We start from the raw sequence: 13,409 nt of genomic DNA, 5'->3' as shown, positions 1-13,409 counted from the left end.
TTTTACTGAATTTATATCGTTTTACTCATCTCTAGATTCACGTTTAAATGAAGTTATACAGAAATTTGGCTTTATTTAAAAATTTAGGATAGTGAATCTCCATGGATAATCAATTTACATGCTCAATCAAGCGCATCCGTTTCGATGAAAATTATCAACCCGCAGACAACACACGTTTAACAACCAACTTTGCCAATCTGGCACGTGGTGAAAGTCGACAGGAAAATCTGCGCAGAACTCTAGCCATGATAAATCATCGTTTTAATTCATTAGCGACAAGTGATAATCCTAAAGGCGACCGTTATTCCCTTGAAATTGACATTATCTCTGCGGAACTTGATGTTGAAGGCCATGGTCAAACTTTCCCTTTTATCGAGATGCTGAAAAGTACCGTCATTGATCATCAAACCAATGAACGCATTGAAGGCATGACTGGCAACAGCTTTTCATCTTATGTACGTGATTATGACTTTAGCGTTGTATTGCCAACTTTCAGTGATAAAGCTGATGCAAAGCTTGACGACTTTGGTGATTTGCACGGCAAACTTTATCAGCATTTAATTCATTCAGATGTGTTTAAAGCCGAGTTTAAGAAACAGCCGGTGATTTGCCTGAGTGTATCTACCACGAAAACCTATTACCGTACTGCACATGTGCATCCTGTACTCGGTGTGGAATATAAAAATGATGAGTATTCACGTACAGATGCATACTTCAGAAAGATGGGCTTAAGCGTTCGCTATTTCAAACCTGAACATGGTAATGCACCGTTGGCATTCTATTTTGCCGGTGACTTATTGCGTGATTACACGGACTTCGAACTTATCAGTGCGATCAGTACCATGGAAAGTTTCCAGAAGATTTATCGTCCTGAAATTTACAACACCAATTCGCCTGCAGGTTTGATCTATCAACCAAGCCTGAATTATCAGGATTATTCGTTGACACAAATCGTTTACGACCGTGTGGAGCGTAGTCAATTAGCAGTTAAGCAGGGCAAATGGACAGAAGAAAATTTTATTAAGCCGTATAAAGACATTCTTGAAAAGTGGGCCGCAAATTTTACTGTAGATAATGCTCATCAAGAGCATACTGCCTGAATGAAGAAATAAATTAACGAATATAGAGATAGAAGATTAGACATGAGCATTTTACTCCCAACATCTACAGCTGGCAGCTTGCCGAAACCGTCTTGGCTTGCCGAACCTGAGCAACTTTGGTCACCCTGGAAACTGGAAGGCGAGCAGCTCCTTGAAGCCAAGCGAGATGCTTTGAGCTTGTCCCTACATGAGCAACTACAGGCAGGCATTGATATCGTCAGTGATGGCGAACAAACCCGTCAGCACTTCGTGACCACCTTTATTGAACATCTGGAAGGTGTGGATTTCGAAAAGCGTGAGACGGTGCGTATTCGAAATCGCTATGATGCGAGTGTGCCATCCGTCGTGGGTGCTGTCGCTCGCAAGAAACCTGTATTTGTAGATGATGCCAAGTTCTTGCGTAGTCAAACTAAGCAGCCAATCAAATGGGCGTTGCCGGGTCCAATGACCATGATCGATACGCTTTATGATGCTCATTATAAGAGCCGTGAAAAACTGGCTTGGGAATTTGCAAAAATCCTGAATCAGGAAGCACTTGAACTCGAAGCAGCAGGTGTAGATATCATCCAGTTTGATGAGCCTGCATTTAATGTATTTTTTGATGAAGTAAATGACTGGGGCATTGCCACATTAGAACGAGCGCTTGAAGGTCTGAAATGTGAAACAGCAGTACACATCTGCTATGGTTACGGTATCAAAGCCAATACGGACTGGAAAAAGACTCTAGGTTCAGAGTGGCGCCAATACGAAGCAATTTTTCCGAAACTGCAAAAGTCCAAGATTGACATTGTTTCACTTGAATGCCAAAACTCTCATGTACCAATGGATCTGATTGAATTGATTCGTGGCAAAAAAGTCATGGTCGGCGCCATAGATGTCGCAACCAATCAAATTGAAACACCAGAACAGGTTGCAGATACTTTACGAAAGGCGCTTCAGTTCGTGGATGCTGACAAGCTGTATCCTTCAACCAACTGTGGTATGGCACCTTTATCGCGTCAAGTCGCACAAGGCAAACTGAATGCTTTAAGTGCTGGCGCAGCTATTGTTCGTCAAGAACTGACAGCCTGAGTATTCATTTGTCTTAAGAGCTGTATAAGGAATACATGTACTTTTACCGCTCTTCATCAAAGCGATAGTCAATTAGGGATTTAAGAGATGATTGAAGCGACTGACTTTAGAAATGCCATGTCCTTACTCACCACAGCAGTGAATGTCATTACAACCTCGGGTGAGACAGGAATGCATGGTTTTACGGCATCTGCAGTATGCAGCGTGACTGATACACCACCGACATTGCTGGTCTGTATGAATCAGTCATCTCGCTCACATGCGCATTTTATCGAGAACAAAATTTTGTCGGTGAATGTCTTGGGTCCACAGCACGAACAGATTTCTAATGCATTCGCATCCAGCAAATTCAGTTCTGAACGAAGATTTCAATTAGGTTCTTGGACAATACTAAAAACAGGCTCACCTGTACTAGGCGATGCATTAGTGAGTTTTGACTGTGAAATCGAGAATATCCAGCAAGTAGGGACACATAGTATCTTTATGTGTCGAGTGGTTGCGATTCAACGGAGCGAACAAGATCAGAGCCTGGTGTATTTTAATCGTACTTACCATTCGGTTGGACAGTTAGAATTTGCTTGAATGAAAATGAGAAAAATGACAATAAGATAATGTGGATTTTCTCATTTTTAAGATTTGTATCGAATTTAACAAATCAAAAGCAATCGATATTCACCCTCATTTTCAACCGGAGCCCGATGTACACAAGGTAGGGCTCTTTGGGCTGGATGATCGACTGCCAATCGCCAAAGATGTCCCTGACCTAAATTTACAGGTTTTGCATTAGGCTTAGGTTGATAATGCAGATCAAAGAAATACTCTTCCAGAAAATCTTCAAATCCGGCTTCTGGGCCATCATATAATTCTTTCAGCTTTGCCCTGATTTCTGGAATCAGAATCTTTTGTTCCACCTGATCATTAGGCAAGATATCGCTTGCAGCGCCATGATAGGTACATAAGAAAGTATCTGTTTCAATCGGTGAGCGATCGACATGAAATGAATAGACATCTGTAGTAATAAAATCAAGCTCATCATCCCGTTCATAGCATTTGAGCAGATTGAGTGAAGGGGAAGCGCCGTAGTCAGTCAGTAGCTGTATATCTTCTAAGATAATCTTTCTTGCCAGATGACCGCTTTCTGACAGCTGGAGTTTCATAAGATCATCAATTGAAACTTCAGTCATATTTTCCTGTAAATGAAGCTTATTCACGATCTCGGCAAAATCACCCGCTAAATTTCTAGACCAGCAAATCGCATTCATCGCACCCTTAAAATCCGAATTAACGAGTTCTGAAAAGTTTGAGACTACACGAATTTGTTTATTGCCTGAAAATTGATTATGCATGCTTAAGTGAAATGACTTATGAACTATGCCTAATATTACCCTTAGATTCCTCAAAATAACTTTATGAGCTCATAAAAAAAGAGATTTTAAAACCTAAAATCTCTTTCCTTTCACAGTATCTTAATTTTCAGCTTGTGCTTTGGCTGCAATATTACTTTTATAGATAAAAAATAGTGCAACAGCTAATAGGGCAATTGCTGCTAGTCTGGATCCATCTAAATGAATCACCGGATTATTCAACCATCCAAAATGATCGATGAGCAGACTCATTAATAACTGGCCACTAATGACGGCGACAGTGGTGGCAGCAGCGCCCAGTCTAGGCATAGCAAATACAATCGTAAGCATATAGGCCACGCCAAAAAATGCACCTGTTAATTGCCATCTTGGTGCGGTGAATAAATTCAATGCATGGTTGGGTTCAAGAAAGAAAGCGATTAGAAAACTGACTAGAGCACCTAAGACAAATGTCAGCCAAGAACTTTCTAATACACCTACTTTAGCACCCAAACGACCATTAATTGAAGATTGAGCACATAAAACTGCTCCGCCAAAAATAACGACTAATAACATTATATAAATCATGGAGAAGCTTCCTTATTGAATAAGCCATAATGCAGCTAAAATAGCTACCAGCGCGCCAATACGATATTTGTCTACAGCCCGTTTATGGCTACCTAACAAACCCCAGTGATCAATAATAAGACTGGTTGCAACCTGGCCAAACAGGATGCCCACCATGGTCAGGCCAACGCCAATATGAGGTGTCGCTACAGTTAAAGCCACTACATATATAGGGCCTAATATACCGCCAGTCAGTTGCCACCGTGGCTGCTTGAACATAAGAGAAAGCTTTGGACGGTTGAAGATCAACCCCAAGGTTAAGAGCAGTGATCCGATCGCGAAAATTCCCAAGGTCGCCCAGAAATGCCCAATTTCTTCCCCGAGTGGACCCAGTAAACCCGCTTCAACAGATAACCCCATACCTGCAAGAACGACTAATGGGAAAATCCACAACTGTTTCATATATGCTTTCCAAAGGAAGAAAGCAACGAATTATATTCTCTTATTTAAAAGCTACAATTCCGCAATTTTTCAAAACATAATTGCTATTATGACAATAATAAAATGATTGAATTAAATTCAGGGATAGATCAAGTATGCAACTCAATGCATTACGCTATTTTGTGATGGTGGCAACGACAGGCAGTTTTTCAGCTACGGCAAAGCATTTTCAGGTTTCATCTTCCTCAGTATCTCGTTTTATTTCCAAACTTGAACAGGAAATTGGGCAACAACTTTTTTATCGTAATACACGCTCTGTTCGGCTAACTGACATAGGAGAAAAGTACTTTGTGCAAATTAAGGAAGTGCTTGATACGCTAGATCTGGCCAATGAAGAAATTTCTGGTAAAAATGCGATCAGAGGGTTAATTCGTATCAATACAGCGGTTGCGCTGGGAAGGCTACATATATCGCATATAGTGAATAAATTGCATGATAGCTTTCCAGATCTTTCAGTCGAGCTGATCTTGACGGATACTTTTATTGACCCTGTACAAGAAGGTGTAGACATTGCCATACGGATTGGCTCATTACAAGATTCAGCATTAATCGCACGCAAGATCTGTGATCAACAATATGTGCTGTGTGCGAGTCCTGCATATCTTGAAAAATATGGAACTCCACATTCCCCACACGAGATTCAGAATCATCAATGTTTGGTGTATAAGGGCGTTTCAGGCAGCCAACGTTGGTATTTCCGTCAGCAAGAGCATGACACTCCGGTTTTAATTGAGCCACAAGGGCCTTTAAGAAGTAATAATGCAGAAGTCTTGGTAGATGCGGCATTGGAAGGACGGGGGATTGTATTATTTCCAACCTGGATTTTTACGGAAGACTATTTTAAAACCCATAAACTGGTTCAACTTCTTCCTGACTGGATCAGTACAGTAGAGCCTTATTCTATAGGGATTCATCTGGTTTCTCCCGAAAACAGAATTCGTTCACAAAAAGTCAGAACTGTGCTTGATTTCATTTTAAAAGAAATTGGAGATCCGCCTTACTGGGATAATATTCTTAAATTATAAAATTTTTATGATCTAATTAGAGAAAGCTTAATTGATTTCTTAGTTATCTTTTTTCGATCAAGAAGGGTTCTAAAGCAGAGCTAAGATGAAAAGCATAAAATGGATGAATTTATACGTTTTTAGATTTCTGATTTTAGATTTTATCTACACATTGCAATTGCAAAATTCTTAACTTTCCTTAAATGTATCTGCATTATTGCTATAAATCCAAAATTAAAATAAAAAAGCCTATCTCATTCGAAATAGGCTTTTTTACCTCTGAGGAATCTTCTCGCCATTTAATTCAGTAAGAATGCTATGGCTTAAAGACTGATAATCATATTATGAGAATATAAATAGTTTTTCAAACATAATTTAAATTTTATTTGGTTAAATTATTACGAATGTCACTTGTGCTTTCAGGATGGTGCAGGAGCTTCTTTTCAATAATCTGTGCTTTCTCCTGAAGAATTTGTACTAATTTTTCCAGATTTACAAAATCAAATCTATTTTTTGAAGCTAATAAAGTAAGCGCTAAAGGTGGCTCTTTAAGAGAGAATTTAACTGGTACAGACAAACCTGCAACTTGAGGATCAAGTTCACCACTAGAATAATAATATCCCTGTTTTTTGATCTTTCTCATTTGTTCCAGAAAAGCGGTTTCATTCTGCACAAATCCTACTTCTGCAAATGCATCTGCATAACGTTGATAATAGTCAAGCAACACTTGTTTCGGTAAATGTGCCATGATGACTTTTGAAGATGAACCTACATAGACAGGACGTGGACAACCGCGTCCGAATGAAAGCAGATGTGCATTTTTAAAGACTTCGTCATGTAAGTCGATACAAGAATCATAATTGAGATGAGTCAATATACAAGAGAACTCAGTCCGTTCGACGATTTCCTGCATAAAGGGAATGCTGATCTGAACCAAAGGATCAGTTTTTCTTGAAATATAATCCAGAACAGCAATTTTCGAACCCAGCGTATAGTCACCGGATGTGCCACTGATTCGCTGTAATAATTCAGCCGATACCAATTCTTTTAAATAGCGATAACTGGTAGGTTTGGAGAGGTTTAATTCTTCACTGATGATATCTACATTAATCACTGAACGTGATAACGAAAATAGATCGAGAACCGTAAGAATTTTTCCAAAACTTGCTTGCGCCATAAAAAAACCTGAAGTGCTGACCATTGAAAAAGATGATGACTCACTTTAGCTTAAAAGAGGGTAGTAGAGGCAACTATTTATCTTAAATTCTCGAATCATGAGGATAGAGGAAGAAAAGATACAAATATTCAGCCTAACTGCCTGTGCAATGATAAAAAATCATGCTTATTCTCATATAGAGATATTTTTATTGACAATAAAGCGTTTATTTGAAAAAATTACTTACACAAATATCCAATGATGAATAATTAAGCAAAGCATTATCTTTTGCTTTTTATATTTTCATCAACCAGTTTCAGTTTAATCAGCTGAATATTCTAATTTTATAGACTTTCAACAAGTAAAAATTTTGTCACTGAGTTCTTTGGGCTTGGTGGGCAGGTTATTTGCTTTAGAAAATAAAATAAGCTCTTAGAGAGAAACCATGCTGCTTATAAAATCTTTACTCGCATTTCGTCCAAATAAAATGGACTGGATTTTTGCGACTAAAACGTTTGTGGCTGGTATTTTGGCGCTCTACGTTGCGTTGAGTTTGGATCTTGCTTATCCGATTTGGGCTATTGGCACAGTTTTCGTTATTGCCAATCCTTATACGGGAATGACCGCTTCAAAAAGTATCTATCGTGTACTAGGTACTTTATTAGGCGCAATTGTGGCAGTTGCAGTTACTCCTTGGCTAATCAATACGCCGTGGTTGTTTACGCTGTTTTTATCCTGTTGGGTTGGTCTTTGCTTATATTTCTCTCTGCTTGATCGTACACCGCGCAGTTATATATTGATGCTGGCTGGATATACGACAGTCATCGTCTGCTTTAATATCATTTACTTTATTGATACTGCTTCATTATTTGATATGGCGGTAGGACGCTTTCTGGAAATTACTATTGGCGTCGTTTGCAGCGCGATTGTGACGACGACCATATTTCCAATGCATATTGGCCCCGCAGTGAAAAGTCGTGTCAGTAAAACCTTAGCGGATACTCAGCAGATTTTTAATAAAATTCTATTAGAACCACGTCAAGACCAGAACTATACAAAAGCTTTAAGCCAATTGGCTGCAGATATTGCAGATATTCATGTCATGGCTGTGCATTTAAGCTATGAAAAGTCAGCTCTACAGGGAATGACCAAACCACTACAGGAAATGCTGAACCAGATCACAATGCTGGTGAGTAATTTGGTGGCGATGTCTGAACGCATGCAACAGTTAGACTTCATTGATACAGGATATCGCCAGTCATTGGCAGATTTACATTCCAAAATTAATACATATCTAACAGATGAACATCTATTGAAAGAGTCTGAATTGAATCAGCTTCCTACTGATTTTGAAACAGATTTCCTAAAAATTTTTGAACATTCAAAAGATGAGCAAATTGTAATATTGAAAAGTTTGAAAATGGATATCCGTCATTTTATTCAGAATATCCATGCAATTAAGTTGATCTGGCAGCGAATCCAACAGGGGGATACTTCACTGCCTGAAATGATTGTTCCACTTACTACAAACTATCCAACTTTACATCGTGATCATGGCGTAGCAGTGCGGGGCGGGGTTTCTGCATGCCTCACAGTTTTTATTGCTACTGCCTTTTGGATCTTAAGCGGCTGGAAAGCTGGATTTATGCTGGCTGAAATGGCTGCGATCAGTGCATGTATCTTAACGGCGCTGGATAATCCGGTGCCTGCATTGAAGCTGTTTATTCGCAGTAGCTTATATGCTTCGATCGTGATCTTCATATATGCCTATGGAATTTTTCCAAACATTATAGAATTTTGGCAGTTAGCACTTGTACTTGCACCATTCTGCGTATATTGCCTGATGCTTTTTTTGCATCCACCCTTAGTTGGAATTGGTTTGCCTTTGTTGATGGGGACGATCATGGGGCTGAATTTTCAGAACCGTTATACCCTGGATCAAATTTCTTTCTTCGATGCAGCAATTGGTACAGTGATCGGGCCAATCATCGCTGTATTTATTATCCATATGATCCGTGCAATGTCGCCAGATATAACCGTACAGCGCATTTTGGCTATTCATAATCGAGCCATTCGTCAGGCACTGTATATTCCTTATGGGGTACGGTTCCGTATTCATTTACGTACGATGATTGACCGCATCGGGGTATTAAATACTAAAGCAGTAGAATCTGAAGATCTGAAAAATAAAATCAATCAGGCACTCATTGAATCCAGCGCCGTCGTGGATCTGGCACGGTTACAGGAACTCATACTCAAGTTACCTGAACAGCAGCCTTTGACCCAGCAACTCGAAGATCTTCAAATACAGCTGGATGAATATTTTCGTGCCAAAGAAATTGGACAAAATTATGATGCTGCCTTCACACAGTTAATTAACAACATACAGGCTCTAGAAGCAGATCTCATCATGCAGGAACATACAGATGTTGTAGAACGGCTGCATATTTCACTCAACAATATTCGTAGCAGCTTATGTCATATCAAGACACCGCCAAGATATGCAGGCGCAGGAGATTAATACATGGGAGAGCTGAATATCTATGGTGTGTATGTGCCGATTTTATTGATTCAAGCTGTGATTGCCTATGTACTGCTCAGAATCTTGATGAAGTGGCTAGATAAACTAGTCGCAAATGACTGGATCATCATGCCGAATATTTTCTACTTATGCATTTACGTACTTTTGCTGGGCGCCGTCCATTGGGCAGGCTTATTACTATGAGGCCTGATATTAAAATGATTGAGGGAAACCGTATATGACATCTGTCAATTTACGCAAATATTTGCGACCTGTACTTTTGACGGTAGTGGCTGTTCTCGCCATTTTAGTGATTCGACATATCTGGAATTATTATAATTCTGAGCCATGGACGAGGGACGGGCGTGTACGTGGTGATGTTATTCAGGTGTCATCAGATATTTCAGGCCTGGTCACAGAAGTACTGGTGCAAGATAACCAGACCATCAAGAAAGGGCAACCATTATTTAAAATTGATGTTGAACGTCAAGAACTAGATGTTGAAGAAGCTCGTGCGGATCTTGCGAAAGCAAAAGCAGGTTTAGCGCAAGCTGAGGCTGAACTGGCGAATGCTAAAGCCAATGTCGTGAAATCCCAAGCAAGTATTCATCTGGCAGACAAGAATGCGAGCCGTTATTCAAGTTTAATGGATGGTGCTATTTCAAAACAGGAACAGGATCAGATTTTTGCTGCACGAGATGAATCACATGCCGAGCATGAGCAGTCCTTAGCTGCAATCGAACAGGCAAAAGCGAATATCGAACAGCAAAAAGCACTAATACAAGTCGCCGAGAATAACCTCAATCTCGCGCAACTTAATTTACATCGTTCAGAAGTTGTTGCTCCAGCAAATGGGACATTATCAAATTTTGAATTAAAAGAAGGGAACTATGTCAAAGTTGGCCAAGCGGTTGCAGCATTACTAGATCGCAAACAACTCTATGTAGTGGGTTATTTTGAAGAAACAAAACTGGATAAAATTTACGTAGGGGCACCAGCTATAATTCAGCTGATGGGTGATTCGCAAAAACTTAAGGGCCATGTGCAAGGTATTGCCTCGGGGATTGAAGATCGCGAACGTACTGCTGGTTCAGGTCTTTTAGCGAATGTGAATCCAACCTTTAGCTGGGTACGTTTAGCCCAACGTGTCCCTGTTAAGATTATTCTGGATGAATTACCAAAGAATGAACTTGCCTTCGTTGCAGGGCGAACAGCAACAGTGCATATAGAAAAGCAAGAAAAATAAACTGACCTGTAATTCAATAACACAAGGTTCTTGAAGAAAAGAGAACCTTGTCATGAATCCTGATTTAAAAGATCAAACAGCTATATGAAAACCCCAATAATAAGAAGTATATAATTCAATCAATAAATTACCTTGTCATTACATTTTTATTGACCATTCGTTCAAATTTTTATATTTTCGTATGAACTTTTTTTAAACAGGAGGAATTTTTTATTATGAATGACGTAAGGCTTTTATATGTAAGTAAGTTCAAAGATGAGAGATACTCTACTTCTGAACTTTATAATATTTTAACAGAAGCCTTAGAATTTAATGAGTTACACAAAATCTTTGGTGCACTCTATTTCGGAAATAATTATTTTGTCCAGTGTTTGGAAGGCACTGAAGAAAGTGTAAAAGACCTTTTCTATAATCGAATAGTTAAAGATCCACGCCATAAGAACTGTGAAATTCTTTCTTATGAACTAATTGACTCATATCTTTTCTCTAGTTGGCACATGAAGTATGCCAATGTCCATAATGATCTCATTGAGTTCTTTATCAAGAATCATCATGATGGATTTAATCCTTATCTCCTGGATCCAGATACTATTCCTGCTTTTATAGAATTACTCAGACAGCACGAAGATGATTTATACAAAGCCCAGGTGATGGCCTAATCAAATTAAGATGTAACATGTGATATGTTAATTTAAAGAAATTGATATATTACATGCTATATTTATAATTTTAAGTTATTGAAATTTATAAAATAATTAAATTTTTAGTTTTAAAAAATAGAGAGGGTTAACCGTCTCTATTTTTTAATAGATTTAAAATTCCGAGGCAACTTAAATAAATTTCAACACTTCAAGTCTCAGTATTTAAAATATTTCCTGATTACATATTTCTATTCTTGAAATAAAATCGAGAGGCATAGTTAGTCTTTCAGCCGTTATTGTTTCGAAATGAACCCAGATAGCTGCATCTCTATTCTCAAAACTAATACTTACAAGCTTAACCAAGTCATAGGGTTCAACATTGTGAGTCAAGATAATATTATAAAAGTGATCTGAGCGTACGTAAGAGATAAGCATTTGATGAATAGCTACTTGTTCATCGCTACTTAGCTCACTATATTTACTTAGTTCAGGTAAATCATGTTGTCTGTTCACTTTAGTCCTTATCGATCTTCAAGTTTTTTATAGAGGACCAGAATTTTATCAATTTAGACAGGGCAGCATTTAGTTGTTTTGTATAAATAATTGAACTTTTTATGAATGATGCTGTACTACAACGTCGGCCAGATTAAAGTGCTAACTATAATTAAAACTTTAACTATAAGCGCGTAGAAAACAATGTCTCAAATAAAAATTTATGCTTTACATGAAACAATCGAAGTACATAGAATAGAACTGATTCAAGCTATCCATCAAGCTTTAATCAAAAAGCTAAGTTGTCCCGACAAAAGATTTTTCAACGATTTATACCTTTAGAGTCTGAAAATTTTATTTACCTAAAGAATCGATCTAGATTTTATATCATTATCGAGATTTCAATATTTGAAGGAAGAACAAAAGAGACCAAGAAAGCATTTGTTTTGGCTTTATTTAAAAATATAAGTCATTTATGTGAAATTAAATCTAATGATATTCAAATAACTATATTTGAAACTCCTAAAAGAAAATTGGGGTGTTCGAGGGAAAATTGCGGATGAGCTTCATCTAGGTTATGAGGTAAATATTTAAGTGATTTATATAAAGAAAACTTTCAAACTAATCTTAATAACTACGTTTTAACACGACGAGGATGAAAAAGACATATTAACTAATTAGTGAGTGCTACATACAGGAATAGGCTATATGCATAATATCTTACTGCACTTATGTTTACCTAAAGTCTAGTTCATAAATAATTTTTCAGTTTAATTTATACTTTACAATATCTTATAAAGATATATTGATTTAATTAAACAATCATAGTTCATGAACCTAAAATATTTAATAGTTCATTCGACCGAATCTCTAAACTTTCTTTATGGAGCCGTGATAGCTCAATAGATAGGGCTGCATTTCTAGAATCCTGGTAGATTTTTAATTTCATTAAATCTTAAATAAATACAAAAATTTATCGAACTATGTAGGTACAAAATTCACATTCATAGTTAAAAATTATGCGTCCACCATATCGTAATAGCCATCATGGCAAAATTTTTTGATGGGATACACCGCCTAAGGGCGGTCATACTAGAAAAATATTCAATATAAATTTACAGCTCTGCCAAACTATGTGAATATTTTAATGTATTAGAAAGTTGAAATACCTGCTCCTATAAATCAAAATATCTTTTTAATTCAAAAGTATTTGGTATGACATTACCTTCAATAAAAGAAGTTGGAAAATATTATCCTTGGTCAAAACATAAAATTAATACTAAAACTTTGGAGCTACGTCCTTTTGAAAAAAGTGATATGTCTCCTTTTTTAGTACATATGACAACTGAGAATGCCATTAAAAGCATTCTTGAAAGTAGTACTAAAGAATTTCATGGAAAAATTGATGCTTCAAAACCTACTCAAAGTCAATCTAACTGGTATGGCCATAAAATTGTGTGTTTCACAGAGACACCTATTTTCTCTATCGATTTTTTTAGGCATAAGAGTCATGACAGATGGTTAAAAGATCTAAGATATGGGTAAGCGTCCGCTGAACACACCTTCTGAATTCATCCTATAAGCCTTAATTTAGTCCCCACTTAGAAACAAGTGGGGACTTAAATTTATGACTACAAATCATCAGACATCCATCGCATCTCTTGCGAAAAAACGAAGAACATACAGTGCTGAATTTAAACAGCAGATCGTTCAGGCTTGTAAAGCACCGGACGTTTCAATTGCTTCAGTCGCTTTGCAACATGGATT

At 37.7% G+C, this 13,409-nt stretch carries 15 protein-coding genes and 1 pseudogene; 11 read left to right on the top strand and 5 right to left on the bottom strand.

Features of this window, described 5'->3' with window-relative positions:
- Positions 1 to 101 precede the first annotated feature (101 nt).
- The 3 genes from FTV12_RS12615 to FTV12_RS12605 all read left to right on the top strand — a co-directional run bounded on the left by FTV12_RS12615 (position 102) and on the right by FTV12_RS12605 (position 2,753).
- Entirely contained in the window at positions 102 to 1,100 is a 999-nt protein-coding gene (locus tag FTV12_RS12615) for a putative oxygenase MesX (RefSeq protein ID WP_180034167.1), read from the top strand.
- A gap of 42 nt (positions 1,101 to 1,142) precedes the next feature.
- Positions 1,143 to 2,171 (top strand): methionine synthase, encoded by a 1,029-nt coding sequence (locus tag FTV12_RS12610; protein ID WP_180001986.1) that lies wholly within the window; start codon positions 1,143 to 1,145, stop codon positions 2,169 to 2,171.
- 87 nt (positions 2,172 to 2,258) lie between these two features.
- Positions 2,259 to 2,753: a flavin reductase gene (locus FTV12_RS12605; RefSeq protein ID WP_180012214.1), complete on the top strand. Its 495-nt coding sequence runs from the start codon at positions 2,259 to 2,261 to the stop codon at positions 2,751 to 2,753.
- Positions 2,754 to 2,818: 65 nt separating this feature from the next.
- On the opposite strand, the gene FTV12_RS12600 is transcribed toward FTV12_RS12605, so the two are convergent.
- From FTV12_RS12600 to FTV12_RS12590, 3 genes are all read right to left on the bottom strand, one after another.
- Positions 2,819 to 3,517: a DUF1826 domain-containing protein gene (locus tag FTV12_RS12600; protein ID WP_180012212.1), complete on the bottom strand. Its 699-nt coding sequence runs from the start codon at positions 3,515 to 3,517 to the stop codon at positions 2,819 to 2,821.
- 120 nt (positions 3,518 to 3,637) lie between these two features.
- Positions 3,638 to 4,102, bottom strand: coding sequence for a DMT family transporter (locus tag FTV12_RS12595; RefSeq protein WP_034170895.1), 465 nt, complete (start codon positions 4,100 to 4,102; stop codon positions 3,638 to 3,640).
- A gap of 12 nt (positions 4,103 to 4,114) precedes the next feature.
- The gene (locus FTV12_RS12590) at positions 4,115 to 4,543 is read right to left on the bottom strand and encodes a DMT family transporter (RefSeq protein WP_180012210.1); all 429 of its coding nucleotides are present in this window, start codon (positions 4,541 to 4,543) and stop codon (positions 4,115 to 4,117) included.
- A gap of 134 nt (positions 4,544 to 4,677) precedes the next feature.
- Here FTV12_RS12590 and FTV12_RS12585 point away from each other — a divergent pair, with 134 nt between their 5' ends.
- Positions 4,678 to 5,607, top strand: coding sequence for a LysR family transcriptional regulator (locus FTV12_RS12585; RefSeq protein WP_179993022.1), 930 nt, complete (start codon positions 4,678 to 4,680; stop codon positions 5,605 to 5,607).
- 361 nt (positions 5,608 to 5,968) lie between these two features.
- Here FTV12_RS12585 and FTV12_RS12580 read toward each other — a convergent pair whose 3' ends face one another.
- Entirely contained in the window at positions 5,969 to 6,763 is a 795-nt protein-coding gene (locus FTV12_RS12580) for an IclR family transcriptional regulator (RefSeq protein WP_179993021.1), read from the bottom strand.
- A 424-nt stretch (positions 6,764 to 7,187) separates the two neighbouring features.
- Here FTV12_RS12580 and FTV12_RS12575 point away from each other — a divergent pair, with 424 nt between their 5' ends.
- The 4 genes from FTV12_RS12575 to FTV12_RS12560 all read left to right on the top strand — a co-directional run bounded on the left by FTV12_RS12575 (position 7,188) and on the right by FTV12_RS12560 (position 11,168).
- Positions 7,188 to 9,263, top strand: coding sequence for an FUSC family protein (locus tag FTV12_RS12575; protein ID WP_179993020.1), 2,076 nt, complete (start codon positions 7,188 to 7,190; stop codon positions 9,261 to 9,263).
- A gap of 3 nt (positions 9,264 to 9,266) precedes the next feature.
- Positions 9,267 to 9,467 carry a DUF1656 domain-containing protein gene (locus FTV12_RS12570; protein ID WP_179993019.1) on the top strand — a complete coding sequence of 67 codons (201 nt, stop codon included), beginning with the start codon at positions 9,267 to 9,269 and terminating at the stop codon, positions 9,465 to 9,467.
- Between the two features lie 34 nt (positions 9,468 to 9,501).
- Positions 9,502 to 10,509: an HlyD family secretion protein gene (locus FTV12_RS12565; protein WP_179993018.1), complete on the top strand. Its 1,008-nt coding sequence runs from the start codon at positions 9,502 to 9,504 to the stop codon at positions 10,507 to 10,509.
- Positions 10,510 to 10,724: 215 nt separating this feature from the next.
- The gene (locus FTV12_RS12560; protein WP_179993017.1) at positions 10,725 to 11,168 is read left to right on the top strand and encodes a BLUF domain-containing protein; all 444 of its coding nucleotides are present in this window, start codon (positions 10,725 to 10,727) and stop codon (positions 11,166 to 11,168) included.
- A gap of 204 nt (positions 11,169 to 11,372) precedes the next feature.
- Here FTV12_RS12560 and FTV12_RS12555 read toward each other — a convergent pair whose 3' ends face one another.
- Positions 11,373 to 11,663, bottom strand: a complete 291-nt coding sequence (locus tag FTV12_RS12555; protein ID WP_004785797.1) for a hypothetical protein — start codon at positions 11,661 to 11,663, stop codon at positions 11,373 to 11,375.
- A 183-nt stretch (positions 11,664 to 11,846) separates the two neighbouring features.
- Between FTV12_RS12555 and FTV12_RS12550 the strand changes: the two are divergent.
- From FTV12_RS12550 to FTV12_RS12540, 3 genes and pseudogenes are all read left to right on the top strand, one after another.
- Positions 11,847 to 12,236: pseudogene (locus FTV12_RS12550) on the top strand (tautomerase family protein).
- Between the two features lie 621 nt (positions 12,237 to 12,857).
- A complete protein-coding gene (locus FTV12_RS12545; protein WP_180034166.1) occupies positions 12,858 to 13,187 on the top strand; it encodes a hypothetical protein in 330 nt (109 codons plus the stop codon).
- An 82-nt stretch (positions 13,188 to 13,269) separates the two neighbouring features.
- Positions 13,270 to 13,409 (top strand): transposase (locus tag FTV12_RS12540; protein WP_151760684.1); only part of this gene is annotated, 140 nt, incomplete at its 3' end.

It is taken from the genome of Acinetobacter sp. YH12233 (assembly GCF_013417725.1).
Taxonomy (GTDB): domain Bacteria; phylum Pseudomonadota; class Gammaproteobacteria; order Pseudomonadales; family Moraxellaceae; genus Acinetobacter.
This window is presented reverse-complemented; position numbering and strand designations above follow the sequence as displayed.

Coding starts and splice junctions, on each gene's coding strand:
- FTV12_RS12585 (WP_179993022.1), top strand. CDS start 4,678: ATGCAACTCAATGCATTACGCTATTTTGTGATGGTGGCAACGACAGGC.
- FTV12_RS12605 (WP_180012214.1), top strand. CDS start 2,259: ATGATTGAAGCGACTGACTTTAGAAATGCCATGTCCTTACTCACCACA.
- FTV12_RS12600 (WP_180012212.1), bottom strand. CDS start 3,517: ATGCATAATCAATTTTCAGGCAATAAACAAATTCGTGTAGTCTCAAAC.
- FTV12_RS12565 (WP_179993018.1), top strand. CDS start 9,502: ATGACATCTGTCAATTTACGCAAATATTTGCGACCTGTACTTTTGACG.
- FTV12_RS12560 (WP_179993017.1), top strand. CDS start 10,725: ATGAATGACGTAAGGCTTTTATATGTAAGTAAGTTCAAAGATGAGAGA.
- FTV12_RS12595 (WP_034170895.1), bottom strand. CDS start 4,102: ATGATTTATATAATGTTATTAGTCGTTATTTTTGGCGGAGCAGTTTTA.
- FTV12_RS12575 (WP_179993020.1), top strand. CDS start 7,188: ATGCTGCTTATAAAATCTTTACTCGCATTTCGTCCAAATAAAATGGAC.
- FTV12_RS12615 (WP_180034167.1), top strand. CDS start 102: ATGGATAATCAATTTACATGCTCAATCAAGCGCATCCGTTTCGATGAA.
- FTV12_RS12590 (WP_180012210.1), bottom strand. CDS start 4,543: ATGAAACAGTTGTGGATTTTCCCATTAGTCGTTCTTGCAGGTATGGGG.
- FTV12_RS12545 (WP_180034166.1), top strand. CDS start 12,858: ATGACATTACCTTCAATAAAAGAAGTTGGAAAATATTATCCTTGGTCA.
- FTV12_RS12570 (WP_179993019.1), top strand. CDS start 9,267: ATGGGAGAGCTGAATATCTATGGTGTGTATGTGCCGATTTTATTGATT.
- FTV12_RS12610 (WP_180001986.1), top strand. CDS start 1,143: ATGAGCATTTTACTCCCAACATCTACAGCTGGCAGCTTGCCGAAACCG.
- FTV12_RS12580 (WP_179993021.1), bottom strand. CDS start 6,763: ATGGCGCAAGCAAGTTTTGGAAAAATTCTTACGGTTCTCGATCTATTT.